This is a genomic window from Paraburkholderia sp. (assembly GCF_024281035.1).
GTDB lineage: Bacteria > Pseudomonadota > Gammaproteobacteria > Burkholderiales > Burkholderiaceae > Paraburkholderia.
The window spans coordinates 234,803-250,680 of sequence record NZ_JAMXLH010000032.1; the positions used below are offsets into that span (position 1 = coordinate 234,803).

Annotated in this window: 15 protein-coding genes; 3 read left to right on the forward strand and 12 right to left on the reverse strand. The window is 60.0% G+C overall.

Annotated features, from left to right (window positions below):
* Positions 1-53: 53 nt before the first annotated feature.
* From astA to Q0L30_RS12425, 11 genes are all read right to left on the reverse strand, one after another.
* Positions 54-1,112, reverse strand: coding sequence for an arginine N-succinyltransferase (astA, locus tag Q0L30_RS12375; RefSeq protein ID WP_296655300.1), 1,059 nt, complete (start codon positions 1,110-1,112; stop codon positions 54-56).
* A 12-nt stretch (positions 1,113-1,124) separates the two neighbouring features.
* The gene (locus tag Q0L30_RS12380) at positions 1,125-2,147 is read right to left on the reverse strand and encodes an arginine N-succinyltransferase (RefSeq protein WP_296655302.1); all 1,023 of its coding nucleotides are present in this window, start codon (positions 2,145-2,147) and stop codon (positions 1,125-1,127) included.
* A gap of 208 nt (positions 2,148-2,355) precedes the next feature.
* The gene (locus Q0L30_RS12385) at positions 2,356-3,327 is read right to left on the reverse strand and encodes a helix-turn-helix domain-containing protein (RefSeq protein WP_296655303.1); all 972 of its coding nucleotides are present in this window, start codon (positions 3,325-3,327) and stop codon (positions 2,356-2,358) included.
* A 45-nt stretch (positions 3,328-3,372) separates the two neighbouring features.
* Positions 3,373-4,590, reverse strand: a complete 1,218-nt coding sequence (locus Q0L30_RS12390; protein ID WP_296655304.1) for an aspartate aminotransferase family protein — start codon at positions 4,588-4,590, stop codon at positions 3,373-3,375.
* Positions 4,591-4,765: 175 nt separating this feature from the next.
* Positions 4,766-5,746 (reverse strand): GlxA family transcriptional regulator, encoded by a 981-nt coding sequence (locus tag Q0L30_RS12395; protein WP_296655344.1) that lies wholly within the window; start codon positions 5,744-5,746, stop codon positions 4,766-4,768.
* 63 nt (positions 5,747-5,809) lie between these two features.
* Complete coding sequence (locus tag Q0L30_RS12400) at positions 5,810-6,610, reverse strand: ABC transporter ATP-binding protein (protein ID WP_296655345.1); 801 nt, start codon at positions 6,608-6,610, stop codon at positions 5,810-5,812.
* Positions 6,611-6,661: 51 nt separating this feature from the next.
* Entirely contained in the window at positions 6,662-7,375 is a 714-nt protein-coding gene (locus Q0L30_RS12405; RefSeq protein ID WP_296655306.1) for an ABC transporter permease, read from the reverse strand.
* Between the two features lie 19 nt (positions 7,376-7,394).
* Complete coding sequence (locus tag Q0L30_RS12410) at positions 7,395-8,084, reverse strand: ABC transporter permease (RefSeq protein WP_296655308.1); 690 nt, start codon at positions 8,082-8,084, stop codon at positions 7,395-7,397.
* 411 nt (positions 8,085-8,495) lie between these two features.
* Positions 8,496-9,437, reverse strand: a complete 942-nt coding sequence (gene ctlX / locus Q0L30_RS12415; RefSeq protein WP_296655310.1) for a citrulline utilization hydrolase CtlX — start codon at positions 9,435-9,437, stop codon at positions 8,496-8,498.
* Between the two features lie 47 nt (positions 9,438-9,484).
* Positions 9,485-10,555: an ornithine cyclodeaminase gene (locus tag Q0L30_RS12420; protein WP_296655312.1), complete on the reverse strand. Its 1,071-nt coding sequence runs from the start codon at positions 10,553-10,555 to the stop codon at positions 9,485-9,487.
* Between the two features lie 176 nt (positions 10,556-10,731).
* Positions 10,732-11,163, reverse strand: a complete 432-nt coding sequence (locus Q0L30_RS12425; RefSeq protein ID WP_296655314.1) for an Lrp/AsnC family transcriptional regulator — start codon at positions 11,161-11,163, stop codon at positions 10,732-10,734.
* Between the two features lie 329 nt (positions 11,164-11,492).
* On the opposite strand from Q0L30_RS12425, the gene Q0L30_RS12430 reads away from it, so the two are divergent.
* From Q0L30_RS12430 to Q0L30_RS12440, 3 genes are all read left to right on the forward strand, one after another.
* On the forward strand, positions 11,493-12,077 hold the full coding sequence (locus Q0L30_RS12430) for a helix-turn-helix domain-containing protein (protein WP_296655315.1): 585 nt from the start codon (positions 11,493-11,495) through the stop codon (positions 12,075-12,077).
* The gene (locus tag Q0L30_RS12435) at positions 12,077-12,607 is read left to right on the forward strand and encodes a GNAT family N-acetyltransferase (protein WP_296655317.1); all 531 of its coding nucleotides are present in this window, start codon (positions 12,077-12,079) and stop codon (positions 12,605-12,607) included. Before Q0L30_RS12430 ends, Q0L30_RS12435 begins: the two co-directional genes overlap by 1 nt.
* 134 nt (positions 12,608-12,741) lie before the next feature.
* On the forward strand, positions 12,742-13,665 hold the full coding sequence (locus Q0L30_RS12440) for a glutaminase (protein WP_296655319.1): 924 nt from the start codon (positions 12,742-12,744) through the stop codon (positions 13,663-13,665).
* 20 nt (positions 13,666-13,685) lie between these two features.
* On the opposite strand, the gene Q0L30_RS12445 is transcribed toward Q0L30_RS12440, so the two are convergent.
* Positions 13,686-14,600 (reverse strand): GGDEF domain-containing protein, encoded by a 915-nt coding sequence (locus Q0L30_RS12445; RefSeq protein ID WP_296655320.1) that lies wholly within the window; start codon positions 14,598-14,600, stop codon positions 13,686-13,688.
* Positions 14,601-15,878 lie beyond the last annotated feature (1,278 nt).

A 15,878-nucleotide genomic window follows, 5' to 3' on the forward strand; every position in this document is an offset into this window, starting at 1 on the left:
AAACACCCAATTTTCAACACCATCATGGGTGGCCGAAAAAATGTTTAATCCGGTCAGGTCGATTTGCTCCGGATTTCCTGGCCATTCATGGCGACCACTCGAACGGGGTCGCCGGGCTCAATACCGAGCGCGGCGAGCTCCTCCCGCCCCAAAGCAATGGAGCCGAACTGCGGCTCCGCATAGCTCACGATGACGCGGAAATCCTTGCACAGCGTGTTGCTGACCATCATCGGGCGCCGGCCCGAGGTTGCTTCATCGGAATGCTGTTCACTGCCCTGCCGCGCGATGGCCAGCTCACTATCCTGGGTAATGCGCAGTTGGCTGACATGCCCCTGGAGGACGGGACCCGCATCAAAAATATCGACAAGTCCTTCGAAATTCAGACCTTCCTGCTCAAGGAGGCGTTTTGCCGGTGCCGTCGCCGAATGGACAGCGCCGATGTATTCACGGGCGTCTTCCGTGAGGAAATCGGTGTAAATCGGAAAGCGCGGCATCAATTCCGCAATAAATGATTTGGTCCCCACGCTCGACATGTCGTCGGCCTTGCCGAAATCCATTTTGAAGAAATGCTTGCCAAGGCTGTCCCAAAAGGGAGAGGTTCCGTCGCTCCGTTGATACCCGCGCATCTCCGCAAAAATCAGCTCCGGCAGAAGATGAATGAAATTCGACGCAAACATCAGCCGCCCTTTTGAGAGCAGCTTTCCGTTGGTGCCCCCCCGAAACTCGGGATTCAGGTACAGCGTACAAAGCTCGGCGGCCCCTGTAAGATCGTTCGTCAGAATCAGTGTTTCCTTCTGCGAATAGATGTCGAGTTTAGGGCTGGAGTGAACGAGGCGGCAGACCCGGTAGCTATAGAACGGCTCGTCCAAACCCACCGAAGCCTTGACGGCGCTGACGCCGACAACCTGATTCGACTCGGTGTCCTCGAGGACGAACATGTAATCCGCGAGTTTCGAATCGATGGCGCCCGAAAAGGATGCCTGGGCAACTGCGATCCGGTCCTCCAGCGCCGACCGGTCAGCTTTGAGGGTCGTCATGCCGATACCGACACTGCGCGCGAGCGAAAACAGCGCGTCAAGATCCGAATTTCTGATTGAACGGAATACGATCATGATGTTTGAACTTCACATTGGAGCAACAATGACAGAGTCGTTGCTCGACAGACACAACGCGTCCAGTGTTTCCTTCGGCAATGCCACGTAGCCGTCGCCGATCCACGGCGTCGCACGCGAAACCACGCAGCGAAATGCCTCCGGTGCCCCAACGGTTGCGACCAGATATCGGTCCGCCGTCTCGGCTACTTCCGATACGTCAATCGAATACGTCCGCGCCTCAGCGATGGTGCGAATCTGCGATGCATTCGCGACGAGAATCGGTCCGCCGTCAAAAATATCGATGTAACGATCCGACCTGAATCCTTCCTTCTCAAGAATTTCGAATGGCTGATTGGATTCACTGTGCATCTGCCCCATCAATGCCCGTACATCGTTGGGAAGGAGCGGAACGTATACCGGATAGTGCGGCATGACTTCGACGATGAGCGTGCCATTGCGCGCGCCACGGATCATGCGCTCGGCGCTGATCAGATCCATATCGAAGAATTTGCGGCCGATCGCATTCCAGAATGGCGACTGGTAGTTCTGATCCATACAGCCGGCAAGCGAAACAACGAAATCTTCGCCAAAGCGCTGCCGGTCGCGGGCCGCGAACATGAGGCGACTACGCGATAGTAACGATGCAGCCCATGCCTCATCACAGCCCTCGCCAATGAAAAAGCCCTGGAGCTGCGAGTGGTGGGTCAGATCGGAACAGAGTGTCAGTGCGTGAACACTGTTGGTTATCTTTAGATCGCGCGACACGTGATGTATCACGTCGTTCCGGTAGACGAAAAATGCGCCGCCCGACCCGGCAGCCGAACAGATCGCGGCAGCGCCGCGCAGATCGCCGGCCGGGTCTTCAAGCACCATCAAATAGTATTCGTCGCAGGGAACATCGACCTGCAAAGACAACGCATCATTCGTGCGCGCGATGGCATCCTCGATACTTGCCCTGTCACGGGGAAAGGTATGCACCAAAGGGTCGGCCTGCGCTGCAATGGCGAGGAGTTTTTCAGCATCCGCGTCGCGTGCGGGGCGAGTAATCCACATAGGTCGTTTCATCCTGGGTACTGCGTTTGCAAGCGCCCGGAAAGCATGCTGGTGCTCGCATGGGCTCGATGCCGTTCATCTGTCTGAGCCATTGTATGCAGCCGTAATTCGGCCGCAATTCAGATTTGCGACATCCGAGGGTTTTTGCGTGCAATTCTTGCATTGCCCACCGTACTGCACGACCGCCAGCGTTTTCACACGCGATCTATCAAACGTTGATACCCAGCGACTTCAGAATCTGCTGACGCTCTTCCCTCGGCGCCATTCCGAATACGGTTCGATAGGTTGTCGAAAAATGCGCCGCCGACGAAAAACCGCACATCAGTCCGATCTGCAAGATCGAATGATCGGTTTGTCTGAGCATCTGCTGCGCGCGCTGCAAGCGCAGATCGAGGTAATACCGCGACGGGACGGTATCGAGGTGCTGCCTGAACAACCGCTCGAGTTGACGCCGGGACATATCGAGCAGCTGCGCGATTTCCTCTGTCTGCAAAGGCTCCTCGATATTGGCTTCCATGAGCGCAATGGCCTCGCAAAGCTTCGGCGCGGACTCGCCGAAGTGAAACCGCGTATCCGCGCGCTGGCGCTCATGAGGTTCGCGAATGCGGTCTTTTGTGAGCACACCGAGCAGTTCGCTCGCCGCCTTCGTACCGAGAATATCCCTCACGAGTTGCAAGCCGAGATCCAGCGTGGAGGCTCCGCCACAACAGGTCGTCCATTTTCCGCAATGTTCGATGATCGACGGTGAAACGATCACATGTTCAAGGCCGGCACTCAGCGGAGGCGAGTCGTTCCAGTGCAACGCAACGCGTAAGCCACGAGCCCATGGGGTGCCTGAAAACCATTTGACCGCCTCGCCGATCAACATGACGCGGCTTGCCACCTCTATCCATTGCCTTAACGTGTGAAGCGCGCTATCGGAATCGCTCGGCGGCATTTCACATAGCACCAGCGCATCACACCGGATACCCGGCGCCGGATTGCCGCAACCGGCATCGTGGACATGGATTTGATCTGTCTTGCTGATCAGGCGCCCCATGTCGAGCACATGCGAAATCAGATAAAAATCGAGGGGTTTTGCCGGACGCCAACCCAGCAAGACAACGTCGAAGCGTGAGGCGCTCGCGGATGGCCGCAAGCGGCCATCCTGGGGCGCAGCCGCATAAGGTGCTGAATTCATCGAGTATCTAATTTATTCAGTTCAAATCCAGCCGCGAGAACCAGGTTAGCGCGCGCCGATTACGTCCTCGAAGGCCTTTTCGAGGCGCGTAAAACCCTCGCTGATGTCCGCTTCGGGAATGATGAGCGAAGGCGCGAAACGCAGTACGTCGGCGCCTGCGATCAACATCATCACGCCGCGCTTCGCAGCCGCTGCGTTGAAGTCCTTCGCGCGGCCCTTAAAGCGTGCGCTCAGCTCGGCTCCGATCAGAAGGCCCTTGCCACGGACGTCCTTGAATACGTCGAAACGATCGTTGAGCTTCGCGAGTCTGGCGCGTATCGCCTCGCCGCGAGCACGCACGCCGGAGAGGACCGCCGGGTCGCTGATGAGCTCGACCACCTTGTCCGCAATCGCTGCGGCGAGCGGATTGCCGCCGTACGTCGTGCCGTGCGCGCCCACCTTGAAGTACGCCGCGATGGCCTCGGTCGTGATCATCGCGCCGATCGGGAAGCCGTTGCCGAGTGCCTTCGCGGTGGTGAGGATGTCCGGCGTGACGCCTGTGTCCTCATACGCGTAGAAGGTGCCCGTGCGGCCCACGCCCGTTTGCACTTCGTCAAAAATCAGCAGCGCGTGGTTCGCGTCGCAGGCCTCGCGCAGCGCGCGCAGGAAGGCGGGATCGGCGGGGATCACACCACCCTCGCCCTGAACCGGCTCGACGATCACCGCGCAGGTCTGCGCACCGATCGCGCGCTTCGCCGCTTCGATGTCGTTGTACGGCAGGTGCACGATGCCTGCCGGCACCGGCCCGAAACCTTCCGAATACTTCGGCTGGCCGCCCACGCTCACGGTGAAGAACGTGCGGCCATGAAACGACTGTGTGAAGGACACGATCTCGAACTTTTCAGCGCCGTGGCGCTCGTACGCCACGCGACGCGCAAGCTTGAGCGCAGCCTCATTGGCTTCCGCGCCCGAGTTTGCGAAGAACGCGCGCTCCGCGAAGCTCAGCGCTTCGAGCTTGCGCGCGAGACGAAGCACCGGTTCGTTGGTGTAGCCGTTGCCGACGTGCCAGAGCTTGCCGCCCTGCTCGTGCAGCACGCGCAGCAGTTCGGGATGGGCGTGACCGAGCGACGTCACGGCGATGCCGCACGCGAAGTCGATATAGTCGCGGCCCTCGGTGTCCCATACGCGCGAGCCCTCGCCCCTGACCGGAACGAATGGAGCGGGCGAGAAGCACGGCACCATCACTTCATCGAAGGTTTTACGGCTCACGGTCTGTTCATTCATAAAAATTCCTGTTGGACTCAATCCGGGTTTTCACTTTGGGCTGCAACTTCCCGCTGTGGCGCGACAGCTTTTATCGCGATGGCACACACAGTGTAGGTAGTCGCGCCAAAGCCGTCTTGCGTAGCCGCGACGCGTTTTTTTCTATATGTGCTGAATGTGCGCGGCAAACGCGTGGTCAGCCGCGCTCGGGCGACTCCATGCGTGTCGCGGCACGCGGGGCCGGTACAACGTCTGGCGCGCCGCCATGCTGGCGCTCGATCCAGTTGCGGCGTTCGTCGCGCGGCGTCATGCCAAAGTGCTCGCGATACGCATTCGAAAAGTGAGCTGCAGAAGAAAATCCGCAAGCCATGCTGATCTGCATCACGGACTTGCTGGTGCGCTGCAGTTGTGAGCGGGCTTTCGCGAGGCGCAGGCCCAGGTAGTACTTCGCGGGCATGGCATTCAGATACTGTTTGAAAATCCTCTCCAGCTGACGGCGCGAAACACCCACATGGCCGGCGATCTCGTCGGTCGTGAGCGGTTCCTCGATATTCGCATCCATCAACATGAGCGCGTCGTTCAGGCGCGGATGACGCTCTCCGGGAGCGGTCACGAACGGAATACGCTGGCGCTCGTCGCCGCCGCGCAAAGTGCTCGCACCCAGCACGTCGGCGACACGCTCCGCCAGCTCCGGGCCATGTTCGCGGCGGATCATCGCGAGCATGAAATCGACCGTTGCCTGGCCGCCCGCGCAGGTTGCGCGATCGCGGTCGATCTCATAGATGTGCTGTGTCGCGACGGTGCGCTCGAACTGCTCCGAGAATTGCTGGTACGCCTCCCAGTTGACCGCCACGCGATAGCCTTGCAACTGCCCGGCCATCGCGAGCCACCAGATGCCGTGGTGAATGCCGGTGACGAGCGGCGTGCGCTGCCCCACGCGTGCGAGGCTGGCAAGAAAAAGACGGTAGTCGGCGAACGGCTGGTAGCGCTCATTCACAACGATGAGCCAGTCGCACGACACGGCGTCGCCGAACGCGCAATCGGCTGCGCATTGTGCGCCACCCGCGAGCGGCACGGGACGGCCGTTCCACGAGTACATCCGCCAGCGATAGAGTGCGCGGCCGTCGATCTCGTTGGCGAGGTTGAGTGCGTCGATGATGGGACCCAGGCCGGACATCGAGACCGGTGGCAACACAACGACTGCAACCTCGGTGGTACGCGACACGTTACAGCGCCCCGCTTACTTGAGACTGCCCGAAAGGAACTGGCGCAGCCGCTCGCTCCTGGGCGCGCCGAGCACGTCGGCAGGCGTGCCCTCTTCCTCGGTGCGGCCCTGGTGCAGGAACATCACATGATTCGAAACGTTGCGCGCGAAACCCATCTCGTGCGTGACCACGATCATCGTGCGCCCTTCCTCGGCGAGCTTCTGCATGACCTTGAGCACTTCCCCCACCAGCTCGGGATCGAGCGCGGAAGTCGGCTCGTCGAACAGCATCACGTCGGGATGCATCGCAAGCGCGCGCGCAATCGCTACGCGCTGCTGCTGGCCACCCGAAAGGTGTGAGGGATACTGCTTTTCCACGCGTGGCGCGAGGCCCACCTTCTCCAGATAGGCGCGCGCGCGTTCCTCGGCTTCCTTGCGCGGCACGCCGAGCACATGCATGGGAGCCTCGATCACGTTCTCGATCACATTCATGTGCGACCAGAGATTGAAATGCTGGAACACCATCGCGAGCTTGGTGCGAATACGCTGCAGTTGCTTCTGGTCGACCACCTCGAGGTCGCCGTTGCGGCCCGCTTTCGTCCGCACGGCATCGCCGTCCACGATGATCTCTCCCGCGTTCGGGTTCTCGAGGAAATTGACGCAGCGTAGAAACGTGCTCTTGCCCGAACCGCTCGCGCCGATAAGGCTGATCACGTCGCCCTTCTTCGCATTGAGCGAGACGCCCTTGAGCACCTCGTTATCGCCGAAGCGTTTGTGGAGGTTGCGCGCAACCAGTTTGCTCTCCGGGTTACTGTGCGTGCCCGGCGTAGTTTGCATCGTCTGAGCCAAGATGGTCTCCCCAAAAATTATCGCGTGGCCTGCCGCCACTTAGCGTGTACGTACAGCAAGGTGGCCCAGCCAGCGCTTCTCGGCGCGGCGGAAGGCAGCAACCACCACGAACGATACTGCGCAGTAGATGAGCGCCGCGATGCCGAACGATTCGAACGAGCGGTACGTGGCCGAATTGGCATCACGCGCGACCTTCAGGATATCGGGCACCGTGGCCGTGAAAGCGACCGTCGTTGCGTGCAGCATCAAAATGACTTCGTTGCTGTACAGTGGCAACGCGCGGCGCAGCGCCGAAGGCAGGACGATGCGCCAGTACATCGTGAAAGGACTCATGCCATAGGCCCGTGCGGCCTCCACTTCACCGTGCGAGGTCGCGCGAATCGCACCCGCGAAGATCTCGGTGGTATAGGCGCACGTGTTGAGCGCGAACGCGAGAATGGCGCAGTTCAGTCCGCTGCGGAAAAAAGCGCCGAGCAGCGGCTCGGAGCGCACGAAGGCGAGACTGTACACACCCGTATAGATGAGCAACAACTGCACGTAAAGCGGTGTGCCGCGAAACACAAAGGTGTAGAAGCGCACCGGCATGGAGAGCCAGCGCCGGTTCGACACGCGCGCAACGGCGAGCGGCACCGCGCAGACGAAGCCGATCGCCACGGAGATCACGAGTAGCCACAGCGTCATTGCGAGCCCGGAGACGTGCCCGCCATCCCAGTAGAGGAATGCGCGGCCGAATTGCTGGAGGATTTCGTTCATCGGTTCGGATTTCCTGAGGTCACAGTTGCGCGTGGCGCACGCCCACGGAGTAGCGGCGTTCGAGCCACAGCAGCGCGAAATTGGAAATGGTCGTAATCGCGAGATAGACGAGCGCCGCGATCATCAGGAAGAGAAACAGATTGAAGGTGCTGCGGCCCGCATCCTGCGCGGCCTTCACGACGTCGGCGAGACCGATGATCGACACGAGCGCGGTCGCCTTCACGATCACCTGCCAGTTATTGCCGATGCCAGGCAGCGCAAATCGCATCATTTGAGGAAACAGGATGCGTGCGAATACACGCGTGCCGCTCATCCCAAACGCGTAGCCCGCTTCGAGTTGGCCGCGCGGCACGGCGAGAAACGCGCCCCGGAAGGTCTCGGTGAAGTACGCGCCGTAGATAAAGCCGAGTGTGATGACGCCGGCCACGAACGGATCGATGTCGATCTGCGCCATGTTGAGCGCTTCGGTCGCATCGTTCAGGCCGATCTGGATGCTATAGAACAAAAGCAGCATCAGCACGAGATCGGGAACCGAGCGGATCAGTGTTGTATAGGCCGTCGCACAGGCTGCGAGCGGCCGGTTGAACGAAAGTTTCGCCGCTGCGCCCGCGAGGCCGAGCAATACGGCCATACCGAGCGAGAGCAATGAAAGCTCGATCGTCTGGAGCGTGCCGGCAAGCAGCAACGGGCCAAAGCCATAGAGAGTCACGTGCGTCTCCGTGAAATTCGTTATCGATGCCCAAGGGATGTCTCAGGCACTTTTTTGAAGGTTTGCGCTGATGGTCGCAGTGCGCAATGAATTGATCGAACCGGCGTTGATCTTAGCGAGGGACGGTAGGCACCAAAACGTCGATCTGTGCTGCGAGGGCGAGCAACGTTTCAGTATCTGCGTCGCTCGTGGGGCGAGTAATCCACATAGTTCATCTCATCAAGGATACGGTGATTGCATGGGCCAGCAACATCGGCATGCGCTCACGTGTGCTCATTGCGTCAACTGCCTGGTCATTGTATGCAGCCGTGATTGGGCAGCATTTCGGATTTGCGACACCTGAAGGTCTTTGCGTGAAACTTTGGCCGTACTTTGGCGTTAACCAGGGTACTCCACTACGCCACTTCGCTTTCAATTGCGTTTCGAGAGATGAATGCCGGCGAGCATGCAGCGCACCGATCCGCCTGCCATCTCGATCGTCGGCACATCGAGCGGCAACAGTTGCGCCGAACGCTCGATCAACCGGCGCTGGCTCAGCGAAAGACTGTCGAGGGCACGCTGTGAAAGCGCCAGCACGCGCCCTTCCCGTCCCGTCAATTCGATGGCGTTGCCCGCGAAGTTGTCGATCTGTGCGTTTTCAAGGCCGATGACGGTGCGCCCGGTTTGCGCGAGACGCCGTTGAATCTCCTCGCGGCGCGCAGCGTCACGGATCACGTCGAGGCCAATCAGCGCAAAATCCGTTGCGACGCTCATCATCACGTTCGTGTGATAGATGGGCTGGCCGTCGCTGCCCGCCGTGTCGAAGCACATCGGCTCGAAATTGAAGTGCGTGCAAAAGCGTTCGAGCGCAACGGGATCGGCTCGGCGCGAGCGCGCCGTGTAAGCCACACGCGCCACATGGTCAAGCACCATCGCCCCGGTACCTTCGAGAAAGAGACCGTCATATTCGAGGCCGGAAAAGTCGATCACATCCTGCACGCGATACTCGGACTTGAGCATCTCGATCACATCCGTGCGGCGCTCGCGCCGACGATTGCCGCTATACATCGGATAGAGCGCGACATGGCCCCCGGGATGCGTCGAGAACCAGTTATTCGGAAACACTGAATCTGGCGTGCTGCGCTCGCCGAAGTCGTCGAAGATGTGAACCTGCACACCTGCGTCGCGCAACCGTTGCGCAGCTTTGGTCACTTCGTTGCGCGCCGCTTCGGCAATGGCGTCTGCGGCCGTGGCGTCACTCGCGGGCTGTGCGCACTGGAACGCGTTGTCGGCCGAGGTTTCGGGGTTGGGGTGAAAGCGGTGCGGCCGGATCATCACGACCGCGCACGGCGCCTGAATCGAAAGAAGGCTCATAGGGCGTAGCTGAATGGGGGCAATGAAAACCAGACGATGCAGTGCGCTCAGACTACCTGCTCAAACGCATCAGTCACGCTTTCCACGCACGATGCGGGTCCGTGTTCGGCGATCAGCGCAAACAGGTTTTTCGGGTCAGCGGCAGGCGGAACCAGCGAGATATCGTCGCCCGCGCCATGTTGCAACGCGCATGCATGAAGGTAGCGCAGCGCGGAATAATCCTCGAGGGCGAAGCCCACGGAATCGAAAATGGTGATCTGCGTTGCGTTCTCGCGCCCCGCCACTTCGCCCTGCAGTACGCGCCAGAATTCGACCACGGGAAAATCCGCGGGCAATTGCTGGATCTCGCCCTCGATACGGCTCTGCGGTTCGTATTCGACGATCACGCGCCCCATGCGCACCACCGCTTCGTGCAGTTCGGTCTTGCCAGGGCAGTCTCCGCCAACAGCGTTCAGATGCATGCCGGGCTCGATCATCTCCGGCGTGATGATCGTGGCATAAGCCTTGTCGGCCGTGACCGTGGTCACGATGTCGGCGCCCCGCACGGCCTCTGCGGTCGAACGGGCGCGCACGAGCTTCAGTCGAGGAAAGGCCGCGAGATTGCGCACGAGCTTGTCGGTCGCATGCGTGTCGATATCGAACACACGAATCTCGTCAATGCCCAGCAGCGTATGAAAGCCGATCGCCTGGAATTCGCTTTGCGCACCGTTGCCGATCAGCGCCATCTTTCGTGCGTTTCGACGCGCCAGCCGCTTTGCGACCATGACCGAAGTCGCGGCCGTGCGCAGCGCCGTGGTCAGTGTCAGTTCGGCAAGCAGCACGGGATAGCCGGTATCGACGTCGCCAAGCGCACCGAACGCCATAACGGTGTGCAGGCCGCGCTGCGCGTTCACGGGATGGCCGTTCACATATTTGAAGGCGAACAGTTTCGAATCGGCAACCGGCATCAATTCGATCACGCCGTCGCGGGAATGGCAGGCGACGCGCGGTGATTTATCGAAATCGGCCCATCGTCGGTAGTCGTTTTCGAGTTCGTCGACAAGCTCGCTCAGGCAGCGTGGCACGCCTATCTGCGCAATGAGTTTGCTGGTGGAAGGAACGTCGAGAAAGCGGGTCATGAAATGTCTCCTGTATTGGCTGTGCTGCGTGCGGCGCCCGTGCGCCGCGCAATGAGGAGATTATTTCGATTAAGCGCGCCAACAGAAAGATGGCAAAGCTGGCAAAACGCGCAGGAAACCGATCACTTTGCCCACTCGCGATGCCATCTTGCACATCCCGGTCGCGGGGCGACCGTTCAAGCCTTGTGCGTTGAAAGCAGAATACTGGTTTCGGTATTGCCGATGCCATCGAGCAGACGGATCGAGGCCAATACCCGATCGAAACTTTCCAGCGAGTCGGCCTGCAATTCCGCGACTAGATCCCAACGCCCGTTGGTGCTGTGGATGGCCGACACGTTCGGATAGCCGCGCAGCGCCTTCACGACATCCGCCGCACGGTTGCCCTCGACCGCAATCGACATGAGTGCGCGAATACGGTGCTTCTCCACGGAAGGCTTCAGGCGCACCGTATAGCCGACGATCACGCCGTTTTCCTCGAGCCGCGCAATACGGTTCTGCACGGTCGCCCGCGCTACGCGTAATTGCCTCGCCAGTGTTACGACCGAAGTGCGGGCGTTGTCGCGCAGCAGCGCGATCAGCTGTCGGTCGACGTCGTCGAGGTTGATCATGTCGATGTTTCCTGGCAAAAACCTGCGAGCCGCGAATATGCCGTGCGGAACGGGCGTGCGCCATGCCGACTGGTCAGAATGCTCGCCACGCATGGCAATTTGCCAGGATTATCGGCGATTTCGTCACGTTTGCCACGTCTGCGCCAATGCGGCGTCTGGGGCGCGACTGCCGGCTGTCCACGATTTCCACAATGCGGTCAGTACAACGCTCGCCCGTCCACAACCGCACGAACGTGCCGATTGCCCGGTCCAGTGGGACGTTAGGTCCCGGTTATCAGACCACGTCCAAGTGCTATTGAACTGGAATTGAAATCCAGTATCATAGAAAAATGACTATCGATACCCTGATTGCCAAGCGTGTTCGCGATCTGCGCAAAGGTCGCGGCTACACGCTGGACGAACTGGCGGAGTCGAGCGGTGTCAGCCGCTCGATGATTTCGTTAATCGAACGTCAGGAGACGAGTCCAACGGCCGTCGTGCTCGCCAAGCTGGCTGACGCTCTGGACGTCACGTTGGCTGCGTTGTTTTCGGATGAACCCGGCAGCGCCGCGGCGGAACCGCTTGCCCGGTTGTCGCAGCAACAAGTCTGGAAGGATCCGGCGTCCGGGTACGTCCGCCGGCATGTCTCGCCGAGTGGATTTGCATCGCCCATCGAACTGGTGGAGGTGACCTTCCCATCGGGCAAAAGCGTCGCCTTTGAAAACGTGATGAGCAACGTGGTGCGGCATCAGCAAATCTGGGTACTGGAGGGTGAAATGGAAGTCACCTTGGGGGATCGGACCTGGCATCTCCAGACGGGCGATTGCCTTGCCATGGTGCTGGATCAACCCCTCGTTTTTCGCAATTCGAGTCGGAAGCAGGCGCGCTATGCAGTCGCGCTGACGACTCATCCAATCAATTCAAGGAAAGCGTGATGAGCAACCACTCCATCGTGCACTGCACCTTCGATCGTCATGCCGATGCGATCCTGGAGATATTCAACGACGCGATTCTGAATTCCACCGCGCTCTACGAGTACAAAGTTCGGACCTTGCAGACCATGACCAGCTGGTTCGATACAAAAAGAACCAGCGGCTTTCCGGTGATTGGTGTCGAGGATCACGATGGAAAGCTGTTGGCCTTCGGCAGTTATGGTTCATTTCGACCGTATCCGGCCAATAAGTACACGGTGGAACATTCCGTCTACGTGCACAAAGACCAGCGTGGCCGTGGGCTGGGGCGCGTGGTGATGCAGGAAATCATCACGGCGGCTCGACAGAACGGTCTTCATACCTTGATCGGCGGAATCGATTCGACCAATGCCGGAAGTATCGCCTTGCACGAGCGGCTTGGATTCAGGCACGTTGGCACGTTACCCCACGTCGGCTTCAAGTTCGGCCGCTGGCTCGACCTGGCGTTCTATCAATTGCTGCTGGATACGCCCGCTCATCCGGTTGACGGCTAGACGCACGGCCGCCGCGCAACTATTTCTGTGTGCCCGGCGGAGAAATGCTCAACAAGCGCTCAAGAAACGCGGGCATCGGTGTGCCCGCGAATGAAGTATCATCGCGCTCCAACCCGATTCAGAGGGAGCCGCCGATGACCGGCCAGAACTATCAAGCCATCCTCGAAAGGATTCATCGAGACGTCGCGCCATGGCTCACAGCCGGACGCGTTGCCGATTACATTCCGGAGCTCGCGACGGTTCGCGCCGATCACTTCGGTATGGCCATCGTGACAGTGGACGGCCAGGTGTACCGCACCGGCGACGCCGACGTGCGCTTTTCCATTCAGAGCATTTCGAAGCTGTTCGCATGCACGCTCGCGTTCCAGTTGCTTGGTGACGCACTGTGGAAGCGTGTTGGCCGAGAGCCGTCGGGCACTGCTTTCAACTCGCTCGTACAGCTCGAATTCGAAGCCGGCAAGCCGCGCAATCCGTTCATCAACGCAGGCGCGCTCGTGGTCACCGATGTACTGTGCCGCCGCTTCGTGCAGGCGGAAACCGCGCTTGTCAATTTCGTGCGGCGGCTATCGGGCGTCACAGACCTCGACTACGACCTGCGCGTCGCGCAATCGGAACTGGCGCACGCCGAACGCAACCGTGCGATGGCGCATTTCATGGCGAGCTTCGGCAACCTTGAGATGCCGGCCGACGCCGTGATCGACGCGTATTGCCGGCAATGCGCGATCTCGATGAGCTGCGTCGAGCTGGCGCGCGCGGCGCTCTTTCTGGCCAACGGCGGTGTGTCGCCCGCGAGCGGCGAACGCGTGCTCGATGCGAGTTCAACAAAGCGGCTATCGGCGCTGATGCTCACCTGCGGCACATACGACGCGGCGGGCGACTTCGTCTACCGCGTGGGATTGCCCGCAAAGAGCGGCGTGGGCGGCGGGATCGTAGCCGTACTGCCTGGGGAATTTGCCGTGTGCGTGTGGTCGCCGGGACTCGATGCGACGGGAAATTCGCTGGTCGGTGTTCAGGCCCTTGAGGCCCTGACCTCGATCACCGAGCGGTCAATCTTTTGAGGCCGCAGGAACCGGCTCGCTCAGCACGACTCTTTGACGTCACGAATCACGTTCTCGTCGTCATCCGATGTCGTAACGATACGGTTACGCCCTGCCGCCTTCGCGGCGTAAAGCGCCGCGTCGGCGCGCACCATCGCGCTCTCCAGCGTATCGCCCGCCGCGAACCCGCCCACTCCGCCGCTCAACGTGCAGCGCGCAACGTCGGCGGACGAACGTTCGACAGCAAGTCTTAGCGCATTGGTCAGCGCCGTCGCATCGCGCATTTCTGCATCCGCGAACACAATGGCGAATTCCTCGCCGCCCAGCCGCCCGAAAAGATCGCATGAGCGCAGCTGACCCGAGACGACCGATGAAACATGCGCGAGCAATCGATCTCCGACCGCGTGGCCAAAGCTGTCGTTGACGGCCTTGAACCTGTCGATGTCGAGAATCGCGATCGACAACGGTTGGCCTTTTTTCAGCGCGTGCGCACGCAACACATTTGCCTTGGCCATGAAGGCGCGACGCGTCAGCGCGCCGGTCAGTTCATCGAATGTCGCGAGCATTTCCATCTTCTGAAGAATCTGGTCGTGCGCGAGCATCACCATGCCAACCGACATGCAAGGCAGCGTGACGATCGCCAACCCGAGAAACACGACATTCCACAGCGACGGCTCCAGGAATGTGAGCCGCGGCGCAACACCGGCGACGATCGCGACAATTCGCACGATATAAACGAGCGCGCCTAGCCAGGCGGCCCCTGCGACGAGACGGCCGGCGTAGCGCGTCGCATCCCGCGACGCGTGACGCAGCGCCAATGCGCCCACCGCAATTCGCCCATAAATCAGCGCAACGGATATCAGCACGCCGCGCATGTTGGCGCTCGATGAAACGCAGGTAAAGTACACGAGCAAGACGAAGATAAGGATGAACGCCGCCAGTTCATCACGCCTCACGGGACGCGTTCCAGAAAACTCACGCGTACCCTGCACAAGGAGCACCACCGCGCTTAGCGTCGCGAACGATACCCCGAGGATTTCGATCGCGTTTGGCCCACTGCCACCCAGCATTATCCAGACTGCAGCCGCGGCGAGGAGACCGTAGCCCGCGCACCAGCGGCGTACGCCGGGCACTGCGGATCGAATCAGCGAACCCAGAATGGCCACGCTCATCAGGCACGAAGCAATCAGAATCCCGACTAGAGAGAAAACGCTAAGCATTTGAGCGGACCGGGCAACAAAAGTGACGCAAATCGGGACGCGCGAGGCGTTATTCATCCCGGTGAAAGCGAAGCGAAAACCGCAGGCAACGCTGCAATACTGTCGCGCAACCGGTATCGACCTGAACCAGTCGGCTTCAATGATCCCCGTGGCTATTCAGCCGCATGTATTAGCTGCCTATAACGGCCTTTATTGTTAGCGCAATGGGCGGAATTGTAAAACAGTTTTCTACGATCCGCCCCTATAATCATTTTCACGCGTGACAGCGGCGCTAAAAGCCCCCCCCGGTGTTTTACGTGCAGTTCTCCGGCTAATCAGCGGTTCAGATAGAACTGTACCCATCCTGCTCGCTAAACCCGCTTGGGAAAAACACTAAACTAATCCGCACCCGCAAAATCTCCAGATGGCTTTGGCGTGAATGCACGTCCCGGTTAACTATTTTCTGGAAACCAGGATGCCCTATTGAAGTGATAGAGCCGCATTCCAGGCAGCGGACGCACTGAAATTCTCGACGCCGAGCTTCGGGACCTTAAATCGATCTTCGCGAATGCCTTGCATCATTTCGATGCCGGCCAGGCCGTACACCCACTACGTCAGCGAGAAGCCGCCGCGTTCATCCGCTCACTTTATGCATAGTTCGCATATCGCTATGCGGATACAGCATTAGACGATCAAGGCACGCCGCTTCATTATCGCGTCTCCGTTGAAATTGCGGCTGCCGTTGCGTCCCGGAAGCAACTGGCCAACACCGCACGGACGCGCGTTATTGGCGCCCTGTGGCCCGCGACGACGACCTCGGTATAGCGCACGCATACCGTCCTCGCCTGCATGGCTCGCACGCAATAAACATAGAGAAGGGGACAATGTGAATCAATCAATACAAAGGCATATCGGCCCGTTTGCGCTGATGTTTACCGGTCTTGGGTCGATTATCGGCTCGGGCTGGCTGTTCGGCGCCTGGAAGGCGGCGAAGATTGCGGGTCCTGCGGCGATCTGCGCGTGGATCATCGGCGC